Below are 25,305 nucleotides of genomic sequence, written 5' to 3'. Positions count from 1 at the left end.
GGATGCGCGGTCCGAGCCCCTCCCCAGTGGCCGTCCGAGCGGCGGCCTGTCCGGAAACCTACTGCGCGCCGGGACGCACCAGACCGCTTTCGTACGCGTACACCGCGGCCTGCACGCGGTCCCGCAGCCCCAGTTTCGTCAGCACATGGCCCACATGGGTCTTGACCGTCGTCTCGCTGACGAACAGATCCGCGGCGATCTCCGCGTTCGACAGGCCGCGGGAGACCAGCTTCAGCACCTCGACCTCGCGCTCGGTCAGCGTGTGCAGGGTGTCCGGCACGGGCTCCTCACCCGACGGCAGATGCCCCGCGTACTTGTCCAGCAGCCGGCGCGTGATGCTCGGCGCGAGCATCGCCTCACCCGCCGCGACCACCCGGATCGCCTGCACCAGCTCATTCGCGGGCGCGTCCTTCAGCAGAAAGCCGCTCGCCCCCGCCTTCAGCGCCTCCACCACGTACTCGTCCAGGTCGAACGTGGTCAGCACCAGCACCTTCGCCGGGCCGTCCCGTCCCGGACCGGTGATCTGCCGCGTGGCCTCGACCCCGTCCATCCGCGGCATCCGGATGTCCATCAGCACCACATCGGGCTGGAGCGCCCGCACCTGATCCAGCGCCTGAAGACCGTCCCCGGCCTCACCGACCACCGCGATGTCCTGCTCCGCCTCCAGGATCATCCGGAAGCCGGTACGCAGCAGCGGTTGATCATCGACCAGTAGGACGCGGATAGCCACGGGATCTCCTTCGCTAGACCGGCCCCATTCTGCCCTGCTCGCCGGACGAGCAGGGCTTCGGGCACTTTCCGGCCAGCTTCGGGAGCCGTCCGGCTAGACCTCTCCGCCGGGCGAGGGCTGAGACGGCACCAGGGGCAGCGGGTAGACGGGCGGGGTGCCGCCGAACTCCGGGCACCGTGCCTGGTGATCGCACCAACCGCACAGCTTCGACGGCCGCGGCCTCCAGTCACCGGATTCCGTGGCCCGGACGATCGCGTCCCACAGCGCCAGCAGCTTGCGCTCCACCCGCTCCAGATCCGCCGCGACCGGGTCGTAGGTCAGCACCTCACCGCTGCCCAGATACACCAGCTGGAGCCGCCGCGGCACGACGTGCTTCAGCCGCCACACCACCAGCGCGTAGAACTTCATCTGGAACAGTGCGCCCTCGCTGTACTCGGGCCGGGGCGCCTTGCCCGTCTTGTAGTCGACGATCCGCACCTCGCCCGTCGGCGCCACATCGACCCGGTCGATCACCCCGCGCAGCCGCAGCCCCGAATCCAGCTCCGCCTCGACGAACAGCTCGCGCTCCGCCGGCTCGAGACGCGTCGGATCCTCCAGCGCGAACCAGCGTTCCACCAGCCGCTCGGCATCCGACATCCAGCGCGCCAGCCGCTCGCCGTCCGGATCGTCGGCGAACAGCCCGCCGAGCTCGGGGCGTGACTCCAGCAGCCGGTCCCACTGCCCCGGGATCAGGGACTTCGCCCTCGGCGGTGTGCGCTCGGCAGCCGGGGCGTCGAACAGCCGCTCAAGGACGGCATGCACCAGGGTGCCCCGGGTCGCAGCCTCGCTCGGCTTCTCCGGCAGCCTGTCGATCACCCGGAAGCGGTACAGCAGCGGGCACTGCATGAAATCGCTCGCCCGCGAGGGCGACAGCGAGGCAGGCGGCCGGCTCTCGGGCGCCGAAGGGCCGGAATCCGGCGGCGACGGGTGGCCGTCCGCCGCCGACGGCTGGTCCTCCAGGACCGGCGCGGGAGCCTGCTGGGCGGGCGGTGGCCCTTCCGGAACGGGCGGCTGACTCGTACTCATGACAAAGACCCTACGGCTCGCCACTGACAGCGAGCGGCATACCATCGACGGCAGACCTTCTTGCCCGCATGATCGGGTGAGCGACGGCAATGCCTGCAACGCCCGCAACGACTGTCACGAACGCACCGAAGGGAACCCGTGAACAAGGACGACGAGAGCGGCGAGCACACGCGCCCGCGGTCCGGCACGGGGAAAGCCGGAGAAACCGGGGGAGCGGGGCGGGCTGACGGAGCCGTGCCCACGGGGAACGGGCAGCGGCGCTCCGAGGAGCCCGGAGGCGGCATCCTCATGGGCCGCCCCTTCGGCGTGCCCGTCTACGTCGCCCCCAGCTGGTTCCTGGTCGCGGCCCTCATCACCTGGGTCTTCGGCGGCCAACTGGAGCGCGTGCTGCCGGAACTGGGCAACGCACGCTACCTCGTGTCGCTGTTCTTCGCCGTCGCCTTCTACGCCTCCGTGCTCGTCCACGAGCTGGCACACACCATCGTCGCGCTCCGCTACAAACTGCCGGTGCGCCGTATCCAGCTCCAGTTCTTCGGCGGTGTGTCCGAGATCGAGAAGGAGTCCGAGACACCCGGCCGGGAGTTCGTGCTCGCCTTCGTCGGCCCGCTGCTCTCGCTGGTGCTCGCGGGGATCTTCTACGCCGCCGTCCGGGCCGTGGAACCCGGCACCGTCCCGGGAGTACTGCTCGCCGGGCTGATGATCTCCAACCTGATCGTCGCCGCCTTCAACCTGCTGCCCGGGCTCCCCCTGGACGGCGGCCGGATGCTGCGCGCGGTCGTCTGGAAGATCACCGGAAAGCCGATGAGCGGCACCATCGCCGCCGCCTGGGTCGGCCGGGCGCTCGCCATCGCGGTGCTGGTCGGTCTCCCGTTGCTGACCCACACGGGAGCCCTCGGCAACCCCACCGAGGACATCGGCGGCATGGAGACCGTCACCGACGCCCTGCTCGCCGCGATCCTGGCCGCCATCATCTGGACCGGGGCAGGCAACAGCCTGCGCATGGCCCGGCTCCGCGAGCACCTGCCCGAGCTGAGCGCCCGCACCCTCACCCGCCGGGCGGTCCCGGTCGAGTCGGCCACCCCGCTGTCCGAGGCGCTCCGCCGCGCCAACGAGGCCGGAGCCCGCGCTCTCGTGGTCGTCGACGGTCACGGCAACCCCACCGCCCTGGTCCGCGAGACCGCGATCGTCGGCGTCCCCCAGCACCGCCGGCCCTGGGTCGCCGTCAGCGGCCTGGCCCAGGAGCTCACCGACGGCATGCGGGTCCCCGCCGAACTCGCCGGCGAGGCCCTCCTCGACCGCCTCCGCGCGGCGCCCGCCACCGAGTACCTCGTCGTGGAGGAGAGCGGCGAGATCTACGGCGTCCTCTCCACGGCGGACGTCGAACGCGCTTTCGTCAAGGCGATGGCCCGTCCATCCGGCTGAGAAACAGCCGGTAGTCTTGTTACATGTCCGAACCGACCGGTGCCGCCCGCCGTCGCGGGCCCTTCAAGGTCGGGGACCAGGTCCAGCTCACCGACCCCAAGGGACGCCACTACACGTTCACGCTCGAAGCTGGGAAGAACTTCCACACCCACAAGGGTTCCTTCCCACATGACGAGCTGATCGGCGCCCCCGAGGGCAGTGTCGTCCGTACCACGGGAAACGTCGCCTATCTGGCGCTGCGCCCCCTGCTCCCCGACTACGTCCTGTCCATGCCCCGCGGCGCCGCCGTGGTCTACCCCAAGGACGCGGGGCAGATCCTGGCGTTCGCCGACATCTTCCCCGGCGCACGCGTCGTCGAGGCGGGTGTGGGCTCAGGCTCACTGAGCAGCTTCCTGCTGCGGGCCATCGGCGACGAGGGCATGCTGCACTCGTACGAGCGCCGGGAGGACTTCGCCGAGATCGCCCAGGCGAACGTCGAGCGCTACTTCGGGGGGCCCCACCCCGCCTGGACGCTCACCGTCGGCGACCTCCAGGACAACCTCTCGGACGCGGACGTCGACCGCGTGATCCTGGACATGCTGGCTCCCTGGGAGTGCCTGGAGGCCGTCTCCAAGGCCCTCGTCCCGGGCGGCATCCTGTGCTGCTACGTGGCCACGACCACCCAGCTCGCCAGGACCGTGGAGTCCATCCGCGAGATCGGCTGCTACGCCGAGCCGCAGCCCTGGGAGTCCATGATCCGCAACTGGCACGTGGAGGGCCTCGCGGTGCGCCCGGACCACCGGATGATCGGCCACACCGGCTTCCTGGTGACCGCCCGCCGGCTCGCGGACGGGGTGGAGCCCCCGATGCGCCGCCGTCGCCCCGCCAAGGGCGCGTACGGCGAGGATTACGAAGGCCCCAACAAGGGCTGAAACCACCCACAACGCATGGCCGCCGCCGTCGAGTTCCTGCCCGCCCGGGAGAACTCGACGGCGGCGGCTTTACGTTGGCATTGCCTGCCCCGATGTTCCCGGCCCCTGTGACGTGTGGCACGATGCGTACGCCTCCCCGTGCCGGTTCGCACCGGCACAGCCCGTACAGCCGCTCAGGAGACACCTCGCGTGCAGACCTCCGCGACGCTTCCGGACCTCGCGCACACCGCCGCCCGCCCGGTGCACTGGCTCGCCACAGCGACGGCGATGGCCGCAGTGGTCGCGGGTGCGGGCCTGCTCGAGCCGGGCACCGCGAAAGCGAACCAGTCAGGCGCGGAGACGGTCACCGCCGCGGCGCCTGCCGCAGCGCCTGACCCGGGCCTGGTGGACCTGCCCCTCGAGTGCGGCGGAGCGGGAGCGGCAGTCGTGCGGAAGGCATCGGGGGATCTCGACGGCGACGGCGGCCCCGAGACCGCAGTGGTGGCCCGCTGTGAAGCGGGCTCGGGCACCCCGCCGAGCGGTGTCTACGTCATCGCACGGTCGTCCACCGGTGCCCCACGCGTCGTGGCCACTCTGGTCGACCCGGCCGAGCGGCTCAGCGTGAGCGCCTTCGCCGTTCGTGACGGCGTCGTCACGGCCACCGTCCTCGGCTACTCGTCGCCCGACGTCCCGCGCTGCTGCCCGGACGAGCAGGAGCAGGTCAAGTGGCAGTGGCGGGGCGGGAAGTTCGTGGAGTCCCGGCAGCCCGCCTCCGTCACGGACGGCGCCTGACCGGTCGCTCTCCGTTCCGTCCCGGTGCTACTCGGCGTCGGGGCCGTACACCTCGACCTTGTCGGTGACCCGCCGCACGTGGATGCAGTCGCCCGGGCACTCCTTGGCGGAGTCGATGACATCCGTCAGCAGCGGCAGCGGCACGGGCGTTGTGGCCCCCTGGTCCTGCAGCAGCTCGTCGTCCGCGCTCTTCACGTACGCGAGTCCGTCGATGTCCAGCTCGAAGACCTCGGGGGCGTACTGCACGCAGATCCCGTCGCCGGTGCAGAGGTCCTGGTCGATCCAGACTTCGAGAGCCTCGTTCATGTCGCCTGCCGTTCCTGCGCGGTGTGTATCAATAGGTGCCAGCCCTGACGGGTGTTGACCGTTCCGACGATACAACCGCCCGCTTTCCGATGTTGATGGGTGGGTATTCACCTGGCGTGAGGGGAAGCGCAAGGGTGAAGATCGGACACACCCCTTCCGTCTTTGTGATCTAGGGGTTTCAATCTCCACCCACCCAGGTAGGGTCAGGAAGCGTCCAGCTCCCCTTGGAGGAGGTGAGGACCGTGGCAGCCCACGACGACGACAACAACCGCGGCTTCCGGCCGGGACGGGGGTCTGATGACCCTGCCGGCCAGGTTGCCTATCTTGAGCAGGAGATCGCCGTCCTGCGCCGCAAGCTCGCCGACTCTCCGCGTCATACGAGGATTCTCGAAGAGCGGATCGTCGAGCTGCAGACAAACCTGGCCGGCGTTTCCGCTCAGAACGAACGCATGGCGAACACGCTCCGTGAGGCCCGCGATCAGATCGTGGCCCTCAAGGAGGAGGTCGACCGGCTCGCACAGCCACCGGCCGGCTTCGGTGTCTTCCTGCAGGCCAATGAGGACGACACCGCCGACATCTTCACCGGGGGCCGCAAGCTCCGGGTGAACGTCAGCCCAAGCGTCGAGCTCGACGAGCTCCGGCGCGGCCAGGAAGTCATGCTCAACGAGGCGCTCAACGTGGTCGAGGCCATGGAATTCGAGCGCACCGGGGACATCGTCACCCTCAAGGAGATCCTCGAGGACGGCGAGCGCGCCCTGGTGATCGGGCACACCGACGAGGAGCGGGTGGTACGGCTCGCCGAGCCGTTGCTGGACGCCACCATCCGCCCCGGCGACGCCCTGCTGCTCGAGCCCAGGTCCGGCTACGTCTACGAGGTCGTGCCCAAGAGCGAGGTCGAGGAGCTCGTCCTCGAAGAGGTCCCGGACGTCGACTACGACAAGATCGGCGGTCTGGGCAACCAGATCGAGATGATCCGCGACGCGGTCGAGCTCCCGTACCTCCACCCGGACCTCTTCCGGGAGCACGAACTGCGCCCGCCGAAGGGCATCCTGCTCTACGGCCCGCCCGGCTGCGGGAAGACGCTGATCGCCAAGGCGGTCGCCAACTCTCTTGCCAAGAAGGTCGCGGAGGTGACCGGGCAGCCGCAGGGCAAGAGCTACTTCCTCAACATCAAGGGACCGGAGCTTCTCAACAAGTACGTCGGCGAGACCGAGCGGCACATCCGCCTGGTCTTCCAGCGTGCGCGGGAGAAGGCCAGCGAGGGCACCCCCGTCATCGTCTTCTTCGACGAGATGGAGTCGCTGTTCCGGACCCGTGGCTCCGGTGTCAGCTCGGACGTGGAGAACACCATCGTCCCGCAGCTGCTCGCCGAGATCGACGGTGTGGAGGGCCTGGAGAACGTCATCGTGATCGGTGCGTCCAACCGAGAGGACATGATCGACCCCGCGATCCTGCGGCCGGGGCGGCTCGACGTCAAGATCAAGATCGAGCGGCCCGACGCCGAGGCGGCGAAGGACATCTTCGCGAAGTACCTCACGCCGACGCTGCCACTGCACGCGGACGACGTCTCGGAGCACACCGGCTCCAAGGAGGCGGCGGTGCAGGGCATGATCCAGTCCGTCGTCGAGCAGATGTACGCGGAATCCGAGGAGAACCGCTTCCTGGAGGTCACGTACGCCAATGGCGACAAGGAAGTCCTGTACTTCAAGGACTTCAATTCCGGCGCCATGATCCAGAACATCGTCGACCGGGCCAAGAAGATGGCGATCAAGGCATTCCTCGACCAGAACCAGAAGGGTCTGCGGGTCGCCCACCTCCTCCAGGCGTGCGTGGACGAGTTCAAGGAGAACGAGGACCTGCCGAACACCACCAACCCGGACGACTGGGCCCGGATCTCCGGAAAGAAGGGCGAGCGGATCGTGTTCATCCGCACCCTTGTCACCGGAAAGCAGGGCGCGGACACCGGACGCTCCATCGACACGGTGGCCAACACCGGTCAGTACCTGTAAAACGCAGCTCGGCTGCGGATGTCCTCAGGCTCCCCCGCCGAAAGCGGGGGAGGGCATCCGCAGCCGCCTGCTTTCCCAGGGGCCGCGGGCGGGTAATCGCACCACACAGAGCAATACCGAATTGATCTCCCCACCAGCGCAGAGGCGTTCTAGGCTCGTCGGTACCGCCGGGCCCGCGCGGTGCGGGGACGGGCACCGCACACGCACCGGAGACCGAGCGGTACTTGAGCGCCGCCCCCAGACGGGAGCGCCGCCGGGCAAGGAGGGCCGCATGACCGTACGGCGAGTAATGGGCATCGAGACGGAGTACGGGATCTCCGTCCCCGGCCACCCGAACGCCAATGCCATGCTCACCTCGTCCCAGATCGTCAACGCCTACGCGGCGGCGATGCACCGGGCACGGCGTGCCCGCTGGGACTTCGAGGAGGAGAACCCGCTGCGGGACGCCCGCGGCTTCGACCTCGCCCGCGAGGCCGCCGACTCCAGCCAGCTCACGGACGAGGACATCGGTCTGGCCAATGTCATCCTCACCAATGGCGCCAGGCTCTACGTCGACCATGCGCACCCCGAGTACAGCGCCCCCGAGGTGACCAATCCCCGTGACGCCGTCCTCTGGGACAAGGCCGGCGAGCGGATCATGGCGGAGGCCGCCGAGCGGGCCGCACAGCTCCCCGGTGCCCAGCCGATCCACCTGTACAAGAACAACACCGACAACAAGGGCGCGTCCTACGGCACGCACGAGAACTACCTGATGAAGCGGGAGACCCCGTTCTCGGACATCGTGCGGCACCTCACGCCGTTCTTCGTGTCCCGGCAGGTGGTCACCGGCGCCGGACGGGTGGGAATCGGCCAGGACGGCCGTGAGCACGGCTTCCAGATCAGTCAGCGGGCCGATTACTTCGAGGTCGAGGTCGGCCTGGAGACCACGCTCAAGCGCCCGATCATCAACACCAGGGACGAGCCGCACGCCGACGCCGAGAAGTACCGCCGACTGCATGTGATCATCGGCGACGCCAACCTCTCCGAGATCTCGACCTACCTCAAGCTCGGCACGACCGCACTCGTGCTGTCCATGATCGAGGACGGCTTCATCAACGTGGACCTGGCGGTCGACCAGCCCGTGCGCACCCTGCACCAGGTTTCCCACGACCCCACCCTGAAGCGCGTGATCACTCTGCGCAGCGGTCGGACACTCACGGGTGTCCAGCTGCAGATGGAGTACTTCGAGCTCGCCAGGAAGTACGTCGAGGAGCGCTTCGGCGTGGATGCCGACGAGCAGACCAAGGACGTGCTGTCCCGCTGGGAGGACACCCTCAACCGGCTCGAGAACGATCCGATGAGCCTGTCGGGAGAGCTGGACTGGATCGCCAAACGGGAGATCCTCGAGGGCTACCGGCGCCGTGACGGTCTGGACTGGGACGCGGCACGCCTGCACCTCGTGGACCTCCAGTACGCGGACGTACGCCCTGACAAGGGCCTGTACAACCGTCTGGTGGCCCGCGGCAAGATGAAGCGGCTCCTGGACGAGGCCGATGTCGAGAGGGCCGAGAGTAAGCCCCCTGAGGACACCAGGGCGTACTTCCGCGGTCGCTGTCTCGAACAGTACGCGGACGACGTCGCCGCGGCCTCCTGGGACTCCGTGATCTTCGACCTGCCGGGTCGTGACTCTCTGCAACGAGTCCCCACGCTGGAGCCCCTCAGAGGCACCCGAAACCATGTGAAAGAGCTGCTCGACCGGTGCCGCACCGCCGAAGACCTGGTCCGGGTCCTCTCCGGGGGCTGAAATGGTCGCCGTCCGGGAATCATTGCGGTAACCCCCGGACGTTGAGGAAAGTGCGGGGCCGATGTCAGACCCTGCTTGTAGGGTCTGATCTTGAGTGAGCCAACCAAACGGGCAAACCGAGCGGGGTGAGGGATATGGCAACCAAGGACACCGGCGGCGGACAGCAGCGGGCCACACGCTCCACCGAGGAGGTCGAGGAGCAGGCGCAGGACGCGCAGGCCTCCGAGGACCTCAAGGAGCGCCAGGAGAAGCTGTCGGACGATGTCGACTCCGTGCTGGACGAGATTGACGACGTCCTGGAGGAGAACGCCGAGGACTTCGTGCGTTCCTTCGTCCAAAAGGGCGGCGAGTAGCACCCCCTGAAACGGTCGGGGGCACCCCCGATTGTCCGTCCGTCGCGGCCGGCCCCCAGGGTCGGCCGCACACGGACGGATGACCGGCGACGGCACGGGTAGGGTCCGTGCACAGCGTGCAAGATCGGCCCGGCCCCGGTGGCGGGCCGCCGCCAATTCGGAAGGAAACGCGTGGAAGCCAACACTCGTAGCACCGGGCGTCTGCCGGCAGCCTTCCTGACGCCCGGCTCCTCGTCGTTCATGGACTTCCTGGGCGACCACTCCCCGGAGCTTCTCCCGGGCAACCGCGTCCTGCCCCCGGTGCAGGGCGTGGTCGAAGCACCCCACGGCACGACGATCGTCGCCACGTCCTTCCCCGGCGGCGTGGTGCTCGCCGGTGACCGGCGGGCGACCATGGGCAACATGATCGCCCAGCGGGACATCGAGAAGGTCTTCCCCGCGGACGAGTACTCGGCGGTGGGCATCGCGGGCACCGCGGGACTCGCGGTCGAGATGGTGAAACTCTTCCAGCTCGAGCTGGAGCACTTCGAGAAGGTCGAGGGCACACAGCTCTCCCTGGAGGGCAAGGCGAACCGCCTCTCCACGATGATCCGGAGCAACCTCGGCATGGCCATGCAGGGCCTCGCCGTGGTGCCGCTCTTCGCCGGCTGGGACATCGACCGCGAGAAGGGCCGCATCTTCTCGTACGACGTCACGGGCGGCCGCTCCGAGGAGCACGGCTACGCGGCCACCGGCTCCGGCTCCATCTTCGCGCGCGGTGCCATGAAGAAGCTCTACCGCGAAGACCTGACGGAGCAGCAGGCCGTCACTCTGGTCGTCCAGGCCCTGTACGACGCGGCGGACGACGACTCGGCGACGGGCGGACCGGACGTGGCACGCCGGATCTACCCGATCGTCACGGTCATCAATGACGAAGGCTTCCGCAGGCTCGGCGACGACGAGACGGGTGAGATCGCCCGCACCATCCTCGAGCATCGCCTCGCGCAGCCCGACGGCCCGCGCGCCTCGCTGCTCTGACCCACTTGCCCCTGACAGAAAGGGACGGATAGCCGGTGTCGACGCCGTTCTATGTCTCACCCCAGCAGGCCATGGCCGACCGGGCCGAGTACGCCCGCAAGGGCATCGCACGTGGCCGGAGCCTGGTGGTCCTCCAGTACACCGACGGCATTGTCTTCGTCGGTGAGAACCCGTCCCGTGCCCTGCACAAGTTCAGCGAGATCTACGACCGGATCGGCTTCGCCGCCGCCGGGAAGTACAACGAGTACGAGAATCTGCGGATCGGTGGTGTGCGCTATGCCGATCTGCGTGGATACACCTACGACCGCGACGATGTGACCGCCCGTGGACTGGCCAACGTCTACGCCCAGACCCTCGGCACGATCTTCTCCAGCGCCGGCGAGAAGCCGTACGAGGTGGAGCTGGTCGTCGCCGAGGTCGGCACCTCACCCGAGGGCGACCAGATCTACCGGCTCCCGCATGACGGCTCGATCGTGGACGAGCACGGCTCGGTGGCGGTCGGCGGCAACGCGGAGCAGATCAGCAACTTCCTGGACCAGCGGCACCGCGACGGGATGTCCCTCGCGGAAGCCCTGAAGCTGGCGGTGCAGGCGCTGTCCCGGGACACCAACGGCTCGGAGCGGGAGATCCCCGCGGAGCGGCTGGAGGTGGCGATCCTGGACCGCACACGGCCGCAGGCGCGGAAGTTCAAGCGGATCGTGGGGCGGCAGTTGTCGCGGCTGCTCCAGGCGGACGACGCGGCCTCGGCACCCACGGAGATCCCCTCCGACGCGGAGGGTTCCGAGGGCGAGGAGTAGCCGCCTCACCCTGCCCCGCCGCACCGGTGTGCCCGCACCGGTGCGGGGCGGGCGGGTCCCACGGTGTGCCGCCCTCCGGCCCGCGGAGCGGGGCACGGCGCGCCGCGAAGCACGCGCCCGTCGATGTGTCAACGGGGCGCCGGGCCCGTGGAGGCGCGGGGGACCAGGGTGACCGGGAGGTCCCCAGGGGCGGGGGTGCGGCCCGCGAGGACGGACAGCAGCGCGGACATGCCCGCCGCGCCCACCTGTTCCGCGGGCAGGCGGACGGTCGTGAGCTCGGGCTCCAGCGCCGTCGCCAGCGTCATATCGTCGAAGCCGGTCACCGAGACATCCTCCGGCACCCGCAGACCCAGCCGCCGTGCCGCCTTGCAGGCGCCTGCGGCGACGATGTCGTCGTCGCAGACCAGGGCCGTCGGGCGGGGCCGGCCAGGGACGACGGTCAGGGCGCGCTCGGCCGCCGCTCGGGCGCCGTCCACGTCGAGCGGTGACGGGACCCGTAGCAGTGAGGCCCCGGGGACGTCGCGTGCCGCCTCATCCAGGGCGCGGGCGCGTACTTCGAAGGTCCAGGACGGGATCGCCGACGCCAGGTGGACGAACTCCCGGTGCCCCAGAGCCACCAGATGGTCCGTCACCTGCCGCATGCCACCGGCGATATCGAGGTTGACCTGCGCCGCGGAGCCCGGATCAGCCGGATCGCTGTCGAGCATCACCAGCGGCAGATCGGTGCCGCGGATCGCCTTCAGCGCCCCTGCCGCCATGGAGGACGCGATCACCCCGTCCAGCGCGGACCGGGCCGAGGCGAAGGGGTCCTTCGCGGGGCCGATTCCTTCGGGCGAGGGATAGAGCACGACGCCGAAGTCATGCTCTGCCGCGACACCGGCCGCGCCCGCGTGCACCCGGGCGAAGAACTCATTGGTCAGTGCGGGCACCACGAGCAGGGCCGTGCGGGTGCGGCCGAGCCGCAGGCTGCGCGCCGCCAGGTTGGGGCGGTAGCCGAGTTCCTGTGCCGCCTGCCGCACCAGGAGGGCGGTGCGCTCGGACACCCGGCCCCGCCACTTGTCGCCCAGGACGAGGGAGACCGTGGCCTGTGAGACCCCTGCGGCCCGTGCCACGTCTCTGCTGGTCGGCCGCTGCACACTCGCCTCCGCCTGATGTCGTGCGCCACGGGTGGACTCGTGGCCTGGGCTCATGGTACGTATGACGGAGCGAGAGTTATACGTAAAACTCCCTGAACGAAAAGGCGGGACATGGCCGCGGGAGCGTCCGGGTACGCAGAGATCCTCAAGGCGCCGCATGCCGCACGCCTCCTCACGGGCACCCTTGTGGGCCGCCTGCCGAACGCCACCGCGCATGTGGCGATCGTCCTGTTCATCCGCGCCGAGGGCGGCAGCTACGCGCTCGCGGGGGCACTCACCGCCGTCTACGGCCTGGCCACCGCCGTGGGGCAGCCCCTGCTCGGCCGGCTGGTCGACCTGCGCGGACAGCCACGCGTCCAGCTGCCGTCCGCGATCGTCTCCGCACTGGGCATGGTGCTCCTCGCCGTCGTCGGCCTGGGCTCGCTGCCGGTGGCGTACGCGGCGGTGACCGTCGCGGGCGTGTTCACCCCGCCGCTCGAAGGCGGGCTGCGCGCCCTGTGGCCCAGTGTGCTGGGCCATCGCGAGGAGCGGGTGCACCGGGCCTACGCGATGGACGCGATAGCCCAGGAAATCATGTTCACCGTCGGTCCGTTGCTGGTGACGCTGCTGGTGTCGCTCTTCTCGCCCGCCGCCGCGCTGCTCGTCATCAACGTCCTGGGGCTGGTGGGCACGGTCTCGGTCATCGTGTCCGGGCCGTCCAGGAACTGGCGCTCGGCGCCCCGCGAGGCCCACTGGCTGGGAGCCCTGCGCTCGCCCGGTCTGCTCGCGCTGCTCGGGTCGTTCTTCTTCGTCGGCCTCGCCCTGGGCTCCATCACGGTCGCCGCCATCGCCTACGCCGACGACCACGGTGGTGACGCCGTGTACGGCTGGCTGATGGCGGCCCTCGGACTCGGTGCCCTGGTCGGCGGGGTCGCCTACGGTGCCCGGCAGTGGGCCGGTGCCCCCGAACGGAGGCTGCGGGTCATCGTGGCGCTGCTCGCGCTCGGCTATCTGCCACTGACGCTCACCCCGGGTGTGCTGCCGATGGCCGTCCTCAGCGCTGTCGCCGGTGTGTTCCTGGCGCCCGCGATCGCGTGCGCGTTCATCGTGGTCGACGGGCACGCTCCCCAGGGGACCGTCACGGAGGCGTTTTCCTGGCTTGTGACCACCTTCGGCGTCGGCACGGCGGTGGGCACCGCCGCCGCAGGACCCGCGGTGGAACTGGCCGGGACCGTCGCGGGCTTCGCGGTGGCGGGGGCCGGCGGGATCGCCGCGCTGCTCGTCCTGCTGGCCACCGGACGGGTCCTCGCAGTTCCCGGCCGGAGCGAACACATCGCGTCAGGGGATGAAATTGATCTGAGCCGTGCTGTCGAACCCGGTTTCAGCACAGGGCATCAGGCGTAATGTTCAGTCATGGACCGCCGAATTTTCGGGCTGGAGAACGAGTACGGCGTCACGTGCACGTTCAGGGGACAGCGCCGACTGTCGCCTGACGAAGTGGCGCGGTACCTCTTCCGCCGTGTTGTGTCATGGGGCCGCAGCAGCAATGTCTTCCTGCGGAATGGGGCCCGCCTCTACCTCGACGTGGGGTCGCACCCTGAGTACGCCACTCCGGAATGTGACAATGTGACCGAACTGGTCACCCACGACAAGGCAGGAGAGCGGATTCTCGAAGGTCTGCTCGTCGACGCCGAACGCCGCCTGCACGAGGAGGGAATCGCGGGCGACGTCTACCTCTTCAAGAACAACACCGACTCGGCGGGAAACTCCTACGGTTGCCATGAGAATTACCTGGTGGCCCGGCATGGGGAGTTCTCCCGGCTCGCGGACATCCTGATTCCGTTCCTCGTCACCCGTCAGCTGCTCTGCGGTGCCGGAAAGGTGCTCCAGACCCCACGGGGCGCGGTCTACTGCGTCAGCCAGCGCGCGGAGCACATCTGGGAAGGTGTCAGCTCCGCCACCACCCGGTCCCGCCCCATCATCAACACCCGCGACGAGCCCCATGCGGACGCGGAGCGCTACCGCCGTCTGCATGTCATCGTCGGCGACTCGAACATGTCCGAGACGACCATGCTGCTCAAGGTCGGCGCCACCGACCTGGTGCTGCGCATGATCGAGGCGGGCACGGTGATGCGGGACCTGACACTGGAGAACCCCATCAGGGCCATCCGGGAAGTCAGCCACGACATCACGGGTCGACGCAAGGTGCGCCTGGCCAGCGGGCGCGAGGCATCCGCCCTGGAGATCCAGCGCGAGTACTACGACAAGGCCGTGGACTTCGTGGACCGCCGCGGGATCCGCTCCGGCACCGTCGAGCAGGTGCTCGAGCTGTGGGGCCGTACGCTCGACTCCATCGAGCAGGAGGACCTGGACCGGATCGGGACTGAGATCGACTGGGTGATCAAGTACAAGCTCCTCGAGCGGTACCGGGCCAAGCACAACATGACGATGTCCCACCCGAGGGTCGCTCAGATAGACCTCGCCTACCACGACATCCACCGCCGCCGTGGGCTGTACTACCTCCTGGAGAAGAAGGGCCAGACGGCCCGGATCTGCAACGATCTGAAGATCTTCGAGGGCAAGTCCGTGCCCCCGCAGACCACCAGGGCGCGGCTCCGCGGTGACTTCATCCGCCGTGCCCAGGAGCAGCGCCGTGACTTCACCGTCGACTGGGTGCACCTCAAGCTCAACGACCAGGCGCAGCGGACCGTGTTGTGCAAGGACCCGTTCCGGTCGGTCGACGACCGCGTGGAGAAGCTGATCGCGGGGATGTAGCCGCCAGGCCGAAGAGGTGCCGCCCGGTGCCCAGGACGCTTTCCGTCCCGGGATACCGGGCGGCTTCTCTTGTGGCGGCGCTTCGAAGACCGCGGGGAGTGCACACCGTAGAGTGGCGGCCATTGCCCATGGCCTCGACTCCCAGTTGGACTGATGAACTACAACACCAAGCGACGTATCGCCTCCCTGCTGGCCGTGCCCGCCCTGCTTTTCGCAAGCGCGTGCGGTTCGGATGAATCGAACGACTCGGTGGCAGGGGTGGCCGAGGTCAAGGGGAAGTTCGGCGAGAAGCCCCAGATCTCCGTTCCCAAGGACGAGAAGCCCGCCGACGAGACCGTGGTGAAGACCGTCACGGAGGGCAGCGGAGCCAAGGCCGCCAAGGGCGACTGGGTCCGTGTCGACTACACCGTGCGCAAGTGGGACGACCCGGCCGACCTCGGTGGGACGTACCCCGAGAAGGGCGGTGCGAGCACGGCGCACCGCCAGCCGGTGGAGCGGCTCGGCGAGCAGAGCCAGAACCTGCCCCCCAAGGTGATCGACGCGGTCGAGGGGAAGAAGGCAGGCAGCCGGGTCCTCGTCCAGGGCACCGCCGGCGACCTGATCGGCAAGAACCTCAACCCGCAGTCGGGCATCAAGGCGAGCGACACGCTGGTGTGGGTCGTCGATCTGGACGGTGCGGCCAAGGTCGACTCCAAGGCCGAGGTCAAGGGCACGCAGGCGGCCCCCGCCCCCGGTATGCCCACGGTGAGCGCTCCCGCGCAGAAGGCTGCCACCATCACGATCCCGAAGGGTGAGAAGGCCCCCACCACGCTCAAGGAGCAGGTGCTCATCAAGGGCAACGGCCCCAAGGTCGAGGCCGGTCAGGGGCTGATCGCGCAGTACACCGGGGTCAAGTGGGAGGACGGCAAGAAGTTCGACTCCTCGTGGGACCACGGAGGCGCGACCGCCTTCCAGATCGGCACCGGGTCCGTCATCGAAGGCTGGGACAAGGGACTTGTCGGCAAGAACGTCGGGGACAGGGTCCTGCTGGTGATTCCGCCCTCCCTCGGCTACGGCGCCGACCCCTCCAGCGAGCTCGCGAAGAACACGCTGGTCTTCGTGGTCGACATCGTCGGCGCGGTCTGAGGCGCGGTCCGTCCGCCGATCTGTGAGACTGTCCCGGTTGCGAAGTTCATCAGTTTGAGGAGCACAGCAGTGAACATCGAGAAGCCCGAGATCGACTTCCCGGGTGGCGAGCCGCCGGCCGACCTGGAGATCAAGGAAATCTGGGAGGGCGACGGCCCCGAGGCCAAGGCCGGTGACACGGTTGCCGTGCACTACGTGGGCGTGGCCTTCTCGACCGGCGAGGAGTTCGACGCGTCCTGGAACCGCGGCACCCCGCTCCGGTTCCAGCTCGGTGTCGGTCAGGTCATCCAGGGCTGGGACCAGGGTGTTCAGGGCATGAAGGTCGGCGGCCGCCGCCAGCTGATCATCCCCGCGCACCTCGCGTACGGCGAGCGCGGCGCCGGGGGCGGCCTCATCGGCCCCGGTGAGACGCTGATCTTCGTCTGCGACCTGGTCGGGATCTGATCGCAACCGGTCACAGTGGGCCTCCGCCTGACAAGGCGGGGGCCCACGCTTTTGCCACGACAGCCCGTAGCGGTAGGTTCGACGATCACAGGACTCGGAGAACACTCAGGGCTCCGTGAGCTCCCTGGAAGGGCGGAAGGGCGTCGATGGCCATTGCCAAGGCCGAGCGGCTGATGAACCTGGCGCTGTGTCTGCTCGGTACACGGCGACCGCTCAGCAAGCGCGAACTGCGCGGATCCATCGAGGCCTACCTCGAGGCGGGTGCGGACGACGCCTTCAACCGCATGTTCGAGCGCGACAAGGACGACCTGCGCGAACTCGGCCTGATCATCGCCACCGTGGAGAACCTCGACGGAGAAGTGGGCTATCTCGCCCGCCGTGACTCCAACCGGCTGCCGCCCATCACCCTCGACGCAGAGGAGGCCGCGGCGCTGGGCCTGGCCGCCAAGGTCTGGCAGCAGGCCAGACTGGCCGGAGCGGCCAGCGGCGCGCTCCAGAAGCTGCGCGCCGCGGGAATGCCGGAGGCCGAAGGCGCGTACGACGCGACGCAGCACAGCGCTCTCGAGCCGCGTATCCCCGTCCACGAGGCCGCCTTCGAACCGCTGATGCTGGCCTGCCGCGACCACCGTCCGGTCGTCTTCGACTACCGGAAGTCCAATGCGGTCCGTCCCGAGCCCCGCCATGTCGAGCCATGGACGCTGGAGTGCTGGCGCGGTCACTGGTATCTCGCGGGCTGGGACCGGGACCGCGGTGCCGAGCGGGTGTTCCGGCTGTCCAGGATCACCGGCAAGGTCCGTTCCCGCGCGGGCGCGTACACCGCGCCGGTCCCGGATGTGGTGACGGTACGTGAGACCGTCGAGAGCTGGGCGGGGGAGGTCGCGACCCGGTCCGCGCTGATCAAGCTGCGGTCCGACGCCGGCTACCCGCTGCGCGCCCGTGCCACCGCGGTCCGGGAACTGGGCGACGGCTGGGACGAGTTGGAGATTCCGTACGGGCACGGCTTGGACGCCTGGCTGGTCGAGTTCGGCCCGGACGTCGTCGTGCTGGAGCCCGCGGATCTGCGGGCCGATGTGGTCGACCGGCTGCGTGCCGTGGCCAAGGGCTGAGGGGGAGTCGTAGGACCATGGCCGCGAACGCCATTGACCAGACCCGGCGGATGCTCTCGTTGGTGACCTATCTGCGGGAACGCCCCGGCGCGCGGGTCGGGGACGTCGCCCGCGCCTTCGGGATCACCGAGGACGAGCTGATCTCCGACCTCGATGTGCTGCCCATGTGCGGTACGAGCTTCCGTGGCGGAGACCTGCTGGACATCGACACGGACGGCGACCGGATCTGGTGGCGCAACCCAGGTGCCCTCGCGGCGGAAGCAGCCGAACCACTGCGACTCGCCGCGGACGAGGCGACCGCTCTCCTGGTCGCCGCGCGCGCCGTCGCCACCCTCCCCGGGCTGCGTGAGGGCGACCGCGAGGCGCTGCTGAGGGCCACCGCCAAGCTGGAGGCGGCGGCCGGGGAGGCCGCGGGTGCCAGCTCGCGGCTGTCGGTCATCTTCGAGTCCGAGGGTGGGGTCTTCGCCGATGTCGACCGGGCCATCTCGGAGCGGCGCAGGCTGTGGCTGCGCTACTACTCACCGGCGCGCGACGAGCTCACGGAGCGCGAGGTGGATCCGATCCGGCTGTTCGCCGTCGGGCATACGTACATGGAGGCCTGGTGCTACCTGTCGGAGGCGCGCCGCACCTTCCGGCTGGACCGGGTCGCCGAGATCCGGCTGCTCGACGAGGCCTCCGCGCCACCGGAGATCGAACTGCGCGATCTCTCGGAAGGGCTGGTGCAGCCGTCGGCCGAGGACCCGGAGGTCGTGGTCGAGGTGGGTCCCGGCGGACGCTGGGTGGCCGAGTACTACCCCCACGACAGCGCGGAGGAACTGCCGGACGGCGGGTTGCGGATCACGCTGCGCACCCCGGACCCGGCGTCGCTGCGCCGGCTCGGGCTGCGGCTGGGCCGGGACGGCTGCATCGTCTCCCCGCCCGAGCTGGCGGCCAGTGCCCAGCGGGTGGCGGCCGAAGCGCTCGCCGCGTATGAGAGCCAGAGGTGACAGGGCTACCCCGTCCGACGGCACGGCCAGGTCCGACGACCGCGACTGATGAGTGGAGTGATGTGGGAGTGAGGGGAGATATGTCCGTAGTGTCCGGAATCTCGGCGTCCAGGACCCCGGTGTCGGTTCCGGTCCTGTTCAAGGCCGCCTGTCCCGACTGCCGCTCCCGTCTCGAGCTCTCCGCCGCCTCCCTGCGGCTGGCGATCGGCGCCAGCAGCCGGACCACGTTCTACTCCTTCACCTGCACCGAGTGCGGGGCGGCCGTGCGCAAGCCCGCGGGGGAGCGGATCGTCGAACTGCTCACCGGTGGCGGTGTGCGCACGCTGCGCCTGCACTCCACCGTCTGATCCTCCTGCCACCCCTGAGGTTCCGCGTATGTTCTGGCCCATGCTCGCCATCGCCCTGGGATTCCTCGGCGTCGCCGTCCTGGGGGTACTCGGTATCCGCGTCTTCCTGGAGGCCCAGCGTCTGGCCCGGCAGGTGATGAGGGCCACCGAGCGGATCGACCGCGCCGCACAGGACCTGGAGCAGTCGACGACCCGACTGGCGCGTACCGGCGGCAGCTGGCGGTAGCAGCCCGCATATACGGTCGATCTGCCCGCGATGTACCCTTCCGGTGGCGGGCCGGACGGCCAGTTCGGGTCGCGAATGTGAGTATGCACAGCCATTGCTCTGCGTTTACTTCGCCGGGTTACGATCGCATGCACCGTGGTGATCGGACGACTGTCCGATCGTGGGCAGCCCCGCCCCCCAGCCGCCTCAGCGAGAAGGAAGTCAGACATGATCGGCAATCTGAAGCCCCTTGAGATCCTTCTGATCGTCGTGGTCATCCTGCTGCTGTTCGGTGCCAAGAAGCTGCCCGACATGGCTCGTTCGCTCGGCAAGTCCGCCCGCATCCTCAAGAGCGAGGCCAAGGCGATGAAGCAGGACGGCGACCAGACGCCCCCCAAGACCACCACCGAGCAGACGGCCCCGCAGGACGCGCCCCGGACGATCCAGGCCGCTCCCGGCGATGTGACCAGCAGCCGCCCGGTCTCCGAGCCGAACCGTACGACCCAGAGCTGACCCAGCCGGCCCGGCTCTCAGGGTTCCCCGAAATCCCGACGGTTTTCGCACGAGACGAGGAAGTGGGTTGCTCAAGTCTGCCCGCAAGCAGGAGAAGGACACCGAGGGGCGGATGCCTCTCGGAGAGCACCTGCGTGAGCTGCGTAACCGATTGCTGAAGTCGGTTCTGGCGATCGCCGTGGCCACCGTCGTCGCGGCCTTCTTCCAGAAAGAGATCTTCGAGATCCTGATGCGGCCGATCCTGGAATCGGTCGGCTGCGACGCGGGCCAGGTGCGCATGGTCAATGGCCAGCTGTGCGCCCAGATGACCACGAACGGCCTGCTCTCGCCCTTCACCATCGCGCTGAAGGTCGCGCTGATGACAGGTGTCCTGGCTGCCACTCCTGTCTGGCTCTACCAGCTCTGGGCGTTCGTCGCGCCCGGACTGCACAGCCACGAGAGGCGGTACGCGATCAGCTTCGTGGCCGCCGGCGTCCCGCTCTTCCTGGGCGGCGCCTACCTGGCTTACACGATCCTGCCGCAGACCGCCGAGATCATGCTGGGCTTCGCACCGGCAGGCGCGACGCCTCTGCTGCCGCTGGACGACTATCTCGACCTGATCACCCGCATGGTGCTGGTCTTCGGACTGGCCTTCGAGCTCCCGCTGCTGCTGATCCTGCTCAACATGACGAACGTCCTCAGCGGTCGGCGCATGCTCCGCTGGTGGCGCGGGATGATCGTCGGCCTCACCGCCTTCGCCGCGATCGCCACCCCCGGCGGCGAGCCGATCTCGATGCTGCTGCTGGCCGGACCGCTGGCCCTCCTGTACTTCCTGGCCGTCGGCTTCTCGTTCCTCAACGACGCCCGCCGCCGGCGCAGGAACCCGGACGCCGAACTGGGCGACGACGAGGCATCCGAGCTGGACCTCGTCCCCGAGGCCGTCGGCGCAGTCGAGGCCGTCCCCTCCCCCCGGGCACTTCCGGAACAGTCCAGCGGTGAGGCCGACGGCGGCAGAGCACCCCGGGTCAACGGATACGACGACATCACCTGATCCGCACGCGCCCGCGCGCGGTGCATCCCGCGTCGATTAATGATCGCGCTCACTGTCAGTGGGGGCGGGTAGTCTCGACAGCAAGATGACAGAGGACCTCTCACCAGCTGAGCGATACGCGGCGGCGCGGATCCGTGCCGCCGAGCAGGCCACCGCACTCGCTCCCTTCCGCGAGCTGTACGACTTCGACCTGGATCCTTTCCAGATCGAGGCCTGCCGGGCCCTGGAGGCCGGCAAGGGCGTGCTCGTCGCGGCACCCACCGGTTCGGGCAAGACCATCGTGGGCGAATTCGCCGTGCACCTCGCCCTCGCGCAGGGGCGCAAGTGCTTCTACACCACGCCCATCAAGGCGCTGTCCAACCAGAAGTACTCGGACCTGGTGAAGCGGTACGGCCCCGAGAAGGTCGGCCTGCTCACCGGTGACAACAGCGTCAATTCCGAGGCCCCGGTCGTCGTCATGACCACCGAGGTCCTGCGCAACATGCTCTACGCGGGCTCCCAGTCGCTGCTCGGCCTCGGCCATGTGGTCATGGACGAGGTGCACTACCTCTCGGACCGCTTCCGCGGCGCCGTCTGGGAGGAAGTGATCATCCACCTCCCGGAATCCGTGACCCTGGTGTCGCTCTCCGCGACCGTGTCCAACGCGGAGGAGTTCGGTGACTGGCTGGACACGGTCCGCGGTGACACCGAAGTGATCGTCTCGGAGTCCCGCCCCGTGCCGCTGTGGCAGCACGTGCTGGCCGGACGCCGGATGTACGACCTCTTCGAGGAGGAGACCGACCACGGAGGCCGCGGCGCATCACGCCGCGAGGTCAACCCGGATCTGGTCCGCCTGGCCAGGACGGAGAACTCGCGCACCTACAACCCCCGTGACCGCAGGCGCGGGAAGATGGTCCGCGAGGCCGACCGTGAGCGTGAGCGCAGACAGCGCAGCCGTATCTGGACGCCGTCCCGGCCCGAGGTGATAGAGCGCCTCGACGCCGAGGGGCTTCTCCCGGCCATCACCTTCATCTTCAGCCGCGCCGCGTGCGAGGCGGCCGTCCAGCAGTGCCTCCACGCCGGGCTGAGGCTCAACGACGAGGAGGCGCGCCACAAGGTGCGCGAGATCGTCGAGCAGCGCACGGCCGCCATCCCCGGCGAGGACCTCCATGTGCTCGGCTACTACGAGTGGCTGGAAGGCCTCGAGCGCGGGATAGCGGCGCACCACGCCGGAATGCTTCCGACCTTCAAGGAAGTCGTCGAGGAGCTCTTCGTACGTGGCCTCGTCAAGGCCGTGTTCGCCACCGAGACCCTCGCGCTGGGCATCAACATGCCCGCGCGTTCGGTGGTGCTGGAGAAGCTCGTCAAGTGGAACGGCGAGCAGCACGCGGACATCACCCCCGGCGAGTACACCCAGTTGACCGGCCGGGCGGGACGACGCGGCATCGACGTCGAAGGCCACGCCGTGGTGCTGTGGCAGCGCGGTATGGACCCCGGGGCCCTCGCGGGCCTCGCGGGTACCCGCACCTATCCGCTCCGCTCCAGCTTCAAGCCCTCGTACAACATGGCCGTGAACCTGGTGCAGCAGTTCGGCCGGCACCGCTCGCGTGAACTGCTGGAGACCTCGTTCGCCCAGTTCCAGGCCGACAAGTCGGTGGTCGGGATCTCGCGTCAGGTCCAGCGCAACGAGGAGGGCCTCAGCGGCTACCGGGAGGGCATGACCTGCCACCTCGGTGACTTCGAGCAATACGCCCTGCTGCGCCGGGATCTCAAGGACCGCGAGACCGAACTGGCCAAGCAGGGCGCCGCGCAGCGCAGGGCCGCGGCGGCGGGCTCCCTGGAGAAGCTCAAGCCCGGCGACGTGATCCATGTCCCGACGGGCAAGTTCGCGGGTCTCGCGCTGGTGCTCGACCCCGGGCTGCCCGCAGGGCGGTCCAACGGCCACCGGGGCGGTTTCGAGTACCACGACGGGCCGAGGCCCCTCGTACTGACCGCCGAGCGGCAGGTCAAGCGGCTTGCGGCGATGGACTTCCCGGTTCCCGTCGAGGCGCTGGAGCGGATGCGCATCCCCAAGTCCTTCAACCCCCGGTCGCCGCAGTCCCGCCGTGACCTGGCGTCGGCACTGCGGACGAAGGCCGGGCACATCGTGCCCGACCGGCACCGCAACCCCCGGTCCGTCGCGGCGGACGACCGCGAGATCGCCCGGCTCCGCAAGGACATCCGTTCCCACCCCTGTCACGGCTGCGACGAGCGCGAGGACCACGCGCGCTGGGCCGAGCGCTACCACCGCCTCCAGCGGGACACCCAGCAGTTGGAGCGCCGTATCGAGGGGCGCACCAACACCATCGCCCGTACCTTCGACCGGATCGTCGGCCTGCTCACCGAGATGGACTACCTCCGCGGAGACGAGGTCACCGAGCACGGCAGGCGCCTGGCCCGGCTGTACGGCGAGTTGGACCTGCTGGCCAGCGAGTGCCTGCGCGAGCGCGTCTGGGAGGGCCTGAGCCCAGCCGAACTGGCGGCGTGTGTCTCGGCGCTGGTCTTCGAGGCACGGCAGGCCGATGACGCGGTGGCGCCGAAGCTGCCCACGGGGAAGGCAAAGGCCGCGCTGGGCGAGATGGTGCGGATCTGGGGCCGCCTCGACGCGCTCGAGGAAGAGTTCAAGATCAGCCAGACCGAGGGCGTCGGCCAGCGCGAACCCGACCTGGGCTTCGCCTGGGCGGCGTACCAGTGGGCCTCAGGGAAGAGCCTGGACGAGGTGCTGCGCGAGGCGGAGATGCCCGCGGGCGACTTCGTGCGCTGGTGCAAGCAGGTCATCGATGTCCTGGGCCAGATCGCCGCGGCCGCCCCGGGCGAGGGCACGACGGTGGCCCGTACGGCGCGCAAGGCGGTGGACGGGTTGCTGCGCGGCGTCGTCGCCTACAGCTCCGTGGGGTAGGCCACCGGCGGCTGCGGGGCGGCTCCCGGGCGTGCCCCGCACCGTGCGGCCTCGTGGTCACATGCGGGGCGGGTTTCCCGTGGGCCCGCACCGGGTGCGGGCCCACCGACAATCCACCCCACCACTCCCTACGGGAAGTCCAGCAGCGCCAGCGGTTGGGACGTCGGCTGGGACGAGCCCCCCGCGGGCTCCACCGTGACGCCCATGCCCGTCGCCGGGCCGACCGCGCCCTCCATCAGGACGGTCTCCGCCGAGCCCGAGGAGGCGAGGAGCCCCGCAGGGCGCATCGTCGTGCCGTCGGCGAACCAGAGCTGGTACACCTTGCCCGCATCCGGCCGCGGCAGCCCCGTCGCCAGGAACACCGCGCGGTCGCGGTCGTGGGAGAGGGCCACCGTGCCGGTGGCACCGGCGCTGCCGAGCGTCGCGGAACTGGTCCGGACGTCGGGCGCGGCCAGCACGTCGGCCAGGGCCTCCGACTGGTGCCCGGCCTGCTCCCGCGCCTGGCGCGTCGATGCCTCCGCCCGACGCGTCAACGCCTCGGCTCGGGACAGCGCGTCCTCCGCCAGACGCTGCTGCCATGTCGCATAGCCGCCGAACGCGGCCACGCCCGCGACACACGCCGCCAGTACGAACCGCGACAGCCTGCGCCTGCCGGCCGGTCTGACCCGGTGCACCGGGAGACGGTCGCGCTCCCCACCGGGCCGCATCCCCGGAATGGTGGGCGGTTCCTGACGCACCGTCGCTATGCGCTGGAGTACCTGTGCCTTCATCGCGGTCGATGGCGGCTCGCTGACCGCGAGCCCCAGCCGCCCCGCCGTCGCGCTCAGTTCCTGCACCTCCTGGGTGCAGGCCGTGCACTCCGTCAGGTGCCGCTCGAAACGGGCGCGTTCCCGTTCGCCGAGTGCGTGCAAGGCGTATGCGCCGGTCAGCGTGTGCAGTTCGGCATCCCGCCCCGAGCCACCGCGTGCAGTCGCGCTCATGCGCTCACCCCCAGGCAGTCGCGCAGTCGGATGAGCCCGTCGCGCATTCGGGTCTTCACCGTGCCCAGGGGCACGGACAGCAGCTCGGCCACCTCGCGATAGGCAAGTCCGCGGTAGTAGGCGAGGGTCACCGACTGCCGCTGGAGGTCGGTGAGGGTGCGCAGACAGCGCCGTACCTGTTCACGCTCGAGCCTGGCCTCGACCTGCTCGACGACGTCGTCGAAGGCCGGGGTCGCGCCGAGCCGGGCCACCTTCTGTTCCCGCTCGGTCGCGGCCTGGGCCGACCGCACCCGGTCGACGGCGCGGCGATGGGCGAGGGTGAGCGTCCAGGTCAGTGCGGAGCCACGGGACGGCTGGTAGCGCGCGGCCGTACGCCAGAGCTCGACCAGCACCTCCTGCGCCACCTCGTCCGACTGCGCCGGGTCGCGCAGCACGCTGCGTACGACACCCAGCACGGGCCCGCAGACCGCGTCATACACCTGGGCAAAGGCCTCCTGGTCCCCCCGGGCCACCCGTACGAGCAGCTCGTCGAGTCCAGGACCGGCCGGCGGTGCCCCGGTGATGCGTACGGCTTCCTTCACGCGCTCGCTCTCCCCTC

The 25,305-nt window shown here is 69.5% G+C and carries 25 protein-coding genes; 19 read left to right on the top strand and 6 right to left on the bottom strand.

Annotation, left to right across the window (positions count from 1 at the left end):
- Positions 1-58: 58 nt before the first annotated feature.
- Positions 59-730: a response regulator gene (locus ACFV6V_RS20195; protein ID WP_385566738.1), complete on the bottom strand. Its 672-nt coding sequence runs from the start codon at positions 728-730 to the stop codon at positions 59-61.
- A gap of 93 nt (positions 731-823) precedes the next feature.
- Positions 824-1,795 carry a RecB family exonuclease gene (locus tag ACFV6V_RS20190; protein ID WP_385566736.1) on the bottom strand — a complete coding sequence of 324 codons (972 nt, stop codon included), beginning with the start codon at positions 1,793-1,795 and terminating at the stop codon, positions 824-826.
- Positions 1,796-1,933: 138 nt separating this feature from the next.
- Between ACFV6V_RS20190 and ACFV6V_RS20185 the strand changes: the two genes are divergently transcribed.
- The 3 genes from ACFV6V_RS20185 to ACFV6V_RS20175 all read left to right on the top strand — a co-directional run bounded on the left by ACFV6V_RS20185 (position 1,934) and on the right by ACFV6V_RS20175 (position 4,899).
- Positions 1,934-3,217, top strand: a complete 1,284-nt coding sequence (locus ACFV6V_RS20185) for a site-2 protease family protein (protein ID WP_385566733.1) — start codon at positions 1,934-1,936, stop codon at positions 3,215-3,217.
- Between the two features lie 23 nt (positions 3,218-3,240).
- The gene (locus tag ACFV6V_RS20180; protein ID WP_361285532.1) at positions 3,241-4,128 is read left to right on the top strand and encodes a tRNA (adenine-N1)-methyltransferase; all 888 of its coding nucleotides are present in this window, start codon (positions 3,241-3,243) and stop codon (positions 4,126-4,128) included.
- A gap of 189 nt (positions 4,129-4,317) precedes the next feature.
- Entirely contained in the window at positions 4,318-4,899 is a 582-nt protein-coding gene (locus ACFV6V_RS20175) for a hypothetical protein (RefSeq protein ID WP_385566730.1), read from the top strand.
- A gap of 27 nt (positions 4,900-4,926) precedes the next feature.
- Here ACFV6V_RS20175 and ACFV6V_RS20170 read toward each other — a convergent pair whose 3' ends face one another.
- The gene (locus ACFV6V_RS20170; protein ID WP_361285538.1) at positions 4,927-5,205 is read right to left on the bottom strand and encodes a ferredoxin; all 279 of its coding nucleotides are present in this window, start codon (positions 5,203-5,205) and stop codon (positions 4,927-4,929) included.
- Positions 5,206-5,447: 242 nt separating this feature from the next.
- On the opposite strand from ACFV6V_RS20170, the gene arc reads away from it, so the two are divergent.
- The 5 genes from arc to prcA all read left to right on the top strand — a co-directional run bounded on the left by arc (position 5,448) and on the right by prcA (position 11,164).
- Complete coding sequence (gene arc / locus ACFV6V_RS20165) at positions 5,448-7,214, top strand: proteasome ATPase (protein ID WP_385566727.1); 1,767 nt, start codon at positions 5,448-5,450, stop codon at positions 7,212-7,214.
- 271 nt (positions 7,215-7,485) lie between these two features.
- Positions 7,486-8,997, top strand: coding sequence for a depupylase/deamidase Dop (gene dop / locus ACFV6V_RS20160; protein WP_385566724.1), 1,512 nt, complete (start codon positions 7,486-7,488; stop codon positions 8,995-8,997).
- 134 nt (positions 8,998-9,131) lie between these two features.
- On the top strand, positions 9,132-9,350 hold the full coding sequence (locus ACFV6V_RS20155; protein ID WP_093657191.1) for a ubiquitin-like protein Pup: 219 nt from the start codon (positions 9,132-9,134) through the stop codon (positions 9,348-9,350).
- 171 nt (positions 9,351-9,521) lie between these two features.
- Positions 9,522-10,367 carry a proteasome subunit beta gene (gene prcB, locus ACFV6V_RS20150; protein ID WP_385566721.1) on the top strand — a complete coding sequence of 282 codons (846 nt, stop codon included), beginning with the start codon at positions 9,522-9,524 and terminating at the stop codon, positions 10,365-10,367.
- Positions 10,368-10,402: 35 nt separating this feature from the next.
- A complete protein-coding gene (gene prcA, locus ACFV6V_RS20145) occupies positions 10,403-11,164 on the top strand; it encodes a proteasome subunit alpha (RefSeq protein ID WP_385566718.1) in 762 nt (253 codons plus the stop codon).
- Positions 11,165-11,292: 128 nt separating this feature from the next.
- On the opposite strand, the gene ACFV6V_RS20140 is transcribed toward prcA, so the two are convergent.
- Positions 11,293-12,354, bottom strand: coding sequence for a LacI family DNA-binding transcriptional regulator (locus ACFV6V_RS20140; protein ID WP_385566716.1), 1,062 nt, complete (start codon positions 12,352-12,354; stop codon positions 11,293-11,295).
- A 57-nt stretch (positions 12,355-12,411) separates the two neighbouring features.
- Between ACFV6V_RS20140 and ACFV6V_RS20135 the strand changes: the two genes are divergently transcribed.
- From ACFV6V_RS20135 to ACFV6V_RS20085, 11 genes are all read left to right on the top strand, one after another.
- Positions 12,412-13,683: an MFS transporter gene (locus tag ACFV6V_RS20135; protein WP_385566714.1), complete on the top strand. Its 1,272-nt coding sequence runs from the start codon at positions 12,412-12,414 to the stop codon at positions 13,681-13,683.
- A gap of 9 nt (positions 13,684-13,692) precedes the next feature.
- On the top strand, positions 13,693-15,054 hold the full coding sequence (gene pafA, locus ACFV6V_RS20130) for a Pup--protein ligase (RefSeq protein ID WP_361285560.1): 1,362 nt from the start codon (positions 13,693-13,695) through the stop codon (positions 15,052-15,054).
- 153 nt (positions 15,055-15,207) lie between these two features.
- Complete coding sequence (locus ACFV6V_RS20125) at positions 15,208-16,179, top strand: FKBP-type peptidyl-prolyl cis-trans isomerase (protein WP_385566711.1); 972 nt, start codon at positions 15,208-15,210, stop codon at positions 16,177-16,179.
- A gap of 69 nt (positions 16,180-16,248) precedes the next feature.
- Positions 16,249-16,623: an FKBP-type peptidyl-prolyl cis-trans isomerase gene (locus ACFV6V_RS20120; protein ID WP_361285565.1), complete on the top strand. Its 375-nt coding sequence runs from the start codon at positions 16,249-16,251 to the stop codon at positions 16,621-16,623.
- Between the two features lie 146 nt (positions 16,624-16,769).
- Positions 16,770-17,729: a helix-turn-helix transcriptional regulator gene (locus tag ACFV6V_RS20115; protein ID WP_385566709.1), complete on the top strand. Its 960-nt coding sequence runs from the start codon at positions 16,770-16,772 to the stop codon at positions 17,727-17,729.
- Between the two features lie 17 nt (positions 17,730-17,746).
- Entirely contained in the window at positions 17,747-18,715 is a 969-nt protein-coding gene (locus ACFV6V_RS20110; RefSeq protein WP_385566706.1) for a helix-turn-helix transcriptional regulator, read from the top strand.
- 80 nt (positions 18,716-18,795) lie between these two features.
- Entirely contained in the window at positions 18,796-19,062 is a 267-nt protein-coding gene (locus tag ACFV6V_RS20105) for a hypothetical protein (RefSeq protein ID WP_385566704.1), read from the top strand.
- A gap of 28 nt (positions 19,063-19,090) precedes the next feature.
- Positions 19,091-19,288, top strand: a complete 198-nt coding sequence (locus ACFV6V_RS20100) for a hypothetical protein (protein WP_385566701.1) — start codon at positions 19,091-19,093, stop codon at positions 19,286-19,288.
- Positions 19,289-19,495: 207 nt separating this feature from the next.
- Positions 19,496-19,780: a Sec-independent protein translocase subunit TatA gene (gene tatA / locus ACFV6V_RS20095; protein ID WP_385566699.1), complete on the top strand. Its 285-nt coding sequence runs from the start codon at positions 19,496-19,498 to the stop codon at positions 19,778-19,780.
- Between the two features lie 67 nt (positions 19,781-19,847).
- Positions 19,848-20,810, top strand: coding sequence for a twin-arginine translocase subunit TatC (tatC, locus tag ACFV6V_RS20090; protein ID WP_385566697.1), 963 nt, complete (start codon positions 19,848-19,850; stop codon positions 20,808-20,810).
- Between the two features lie 85 nt (positions 20,811-20,895).
- A complete protein-coding gene (locus ACFV6V_RS20085; RefSeq protein ID WP_385566695.1) occupies positions 20,896-23,727 on the top strand; it encodes a DEAD/DEAH box helicase in 2,832 nt (943 codons plus the stop codon).
- A 128-nt stretch (positions 23,728-23,855) separates the two neighbouring features.
- Here ACFV6V_RS20085 and ACFV6V_RS20080 read toward each other — a convergent pair whose 3' ends face one another.
- Both ACFV6V_RS20080 and ACFV6V_RS20075 read right to left on the bottom strand, forming a co-directional pair.
- A complete protein-coding gene (locus tag ACFV6V_RS20080; protein WP_385566693.1) occupies positions 23,856-24,707 on the bottom strand; it encodes an anti-sigma factor domain-containing protein in 852 nt (283 codons plus the stop codon).
- Positions 24,704-25,288 (bottom strand): sigma-70 family RNA polymerase sigma factor, encoded by a 585-nt coding sequence (locus ACFV6V_RS20075; RefSeq protein WP_361285590.1) that lies wholly within the window; start codon positions 25,286-25,288, stop codon positions 24,704-24,706. Before ACFV6V_RS20075 ends, ACFV6V_RS20080 begins: the two co-directional genes overlap by 4 nt.
- Positions 25,289-25,305 lie beyond the last annotated feature (17 nt).

Source organism: Streptomyces sp. NPDC059828 (genome assembly GCF_042731955.1).
In the GTDB taxonomy this organism is placed as follows: Bacteria; Actinomycetota; Actinomycetes; order Streptomycetales; family Streptomycetaceae; genus Streptomyces.
Note: the sequence above shows the minus strand (reverse complement) of the source record. Positions and strands in the feature narration are given on the sequence as shown.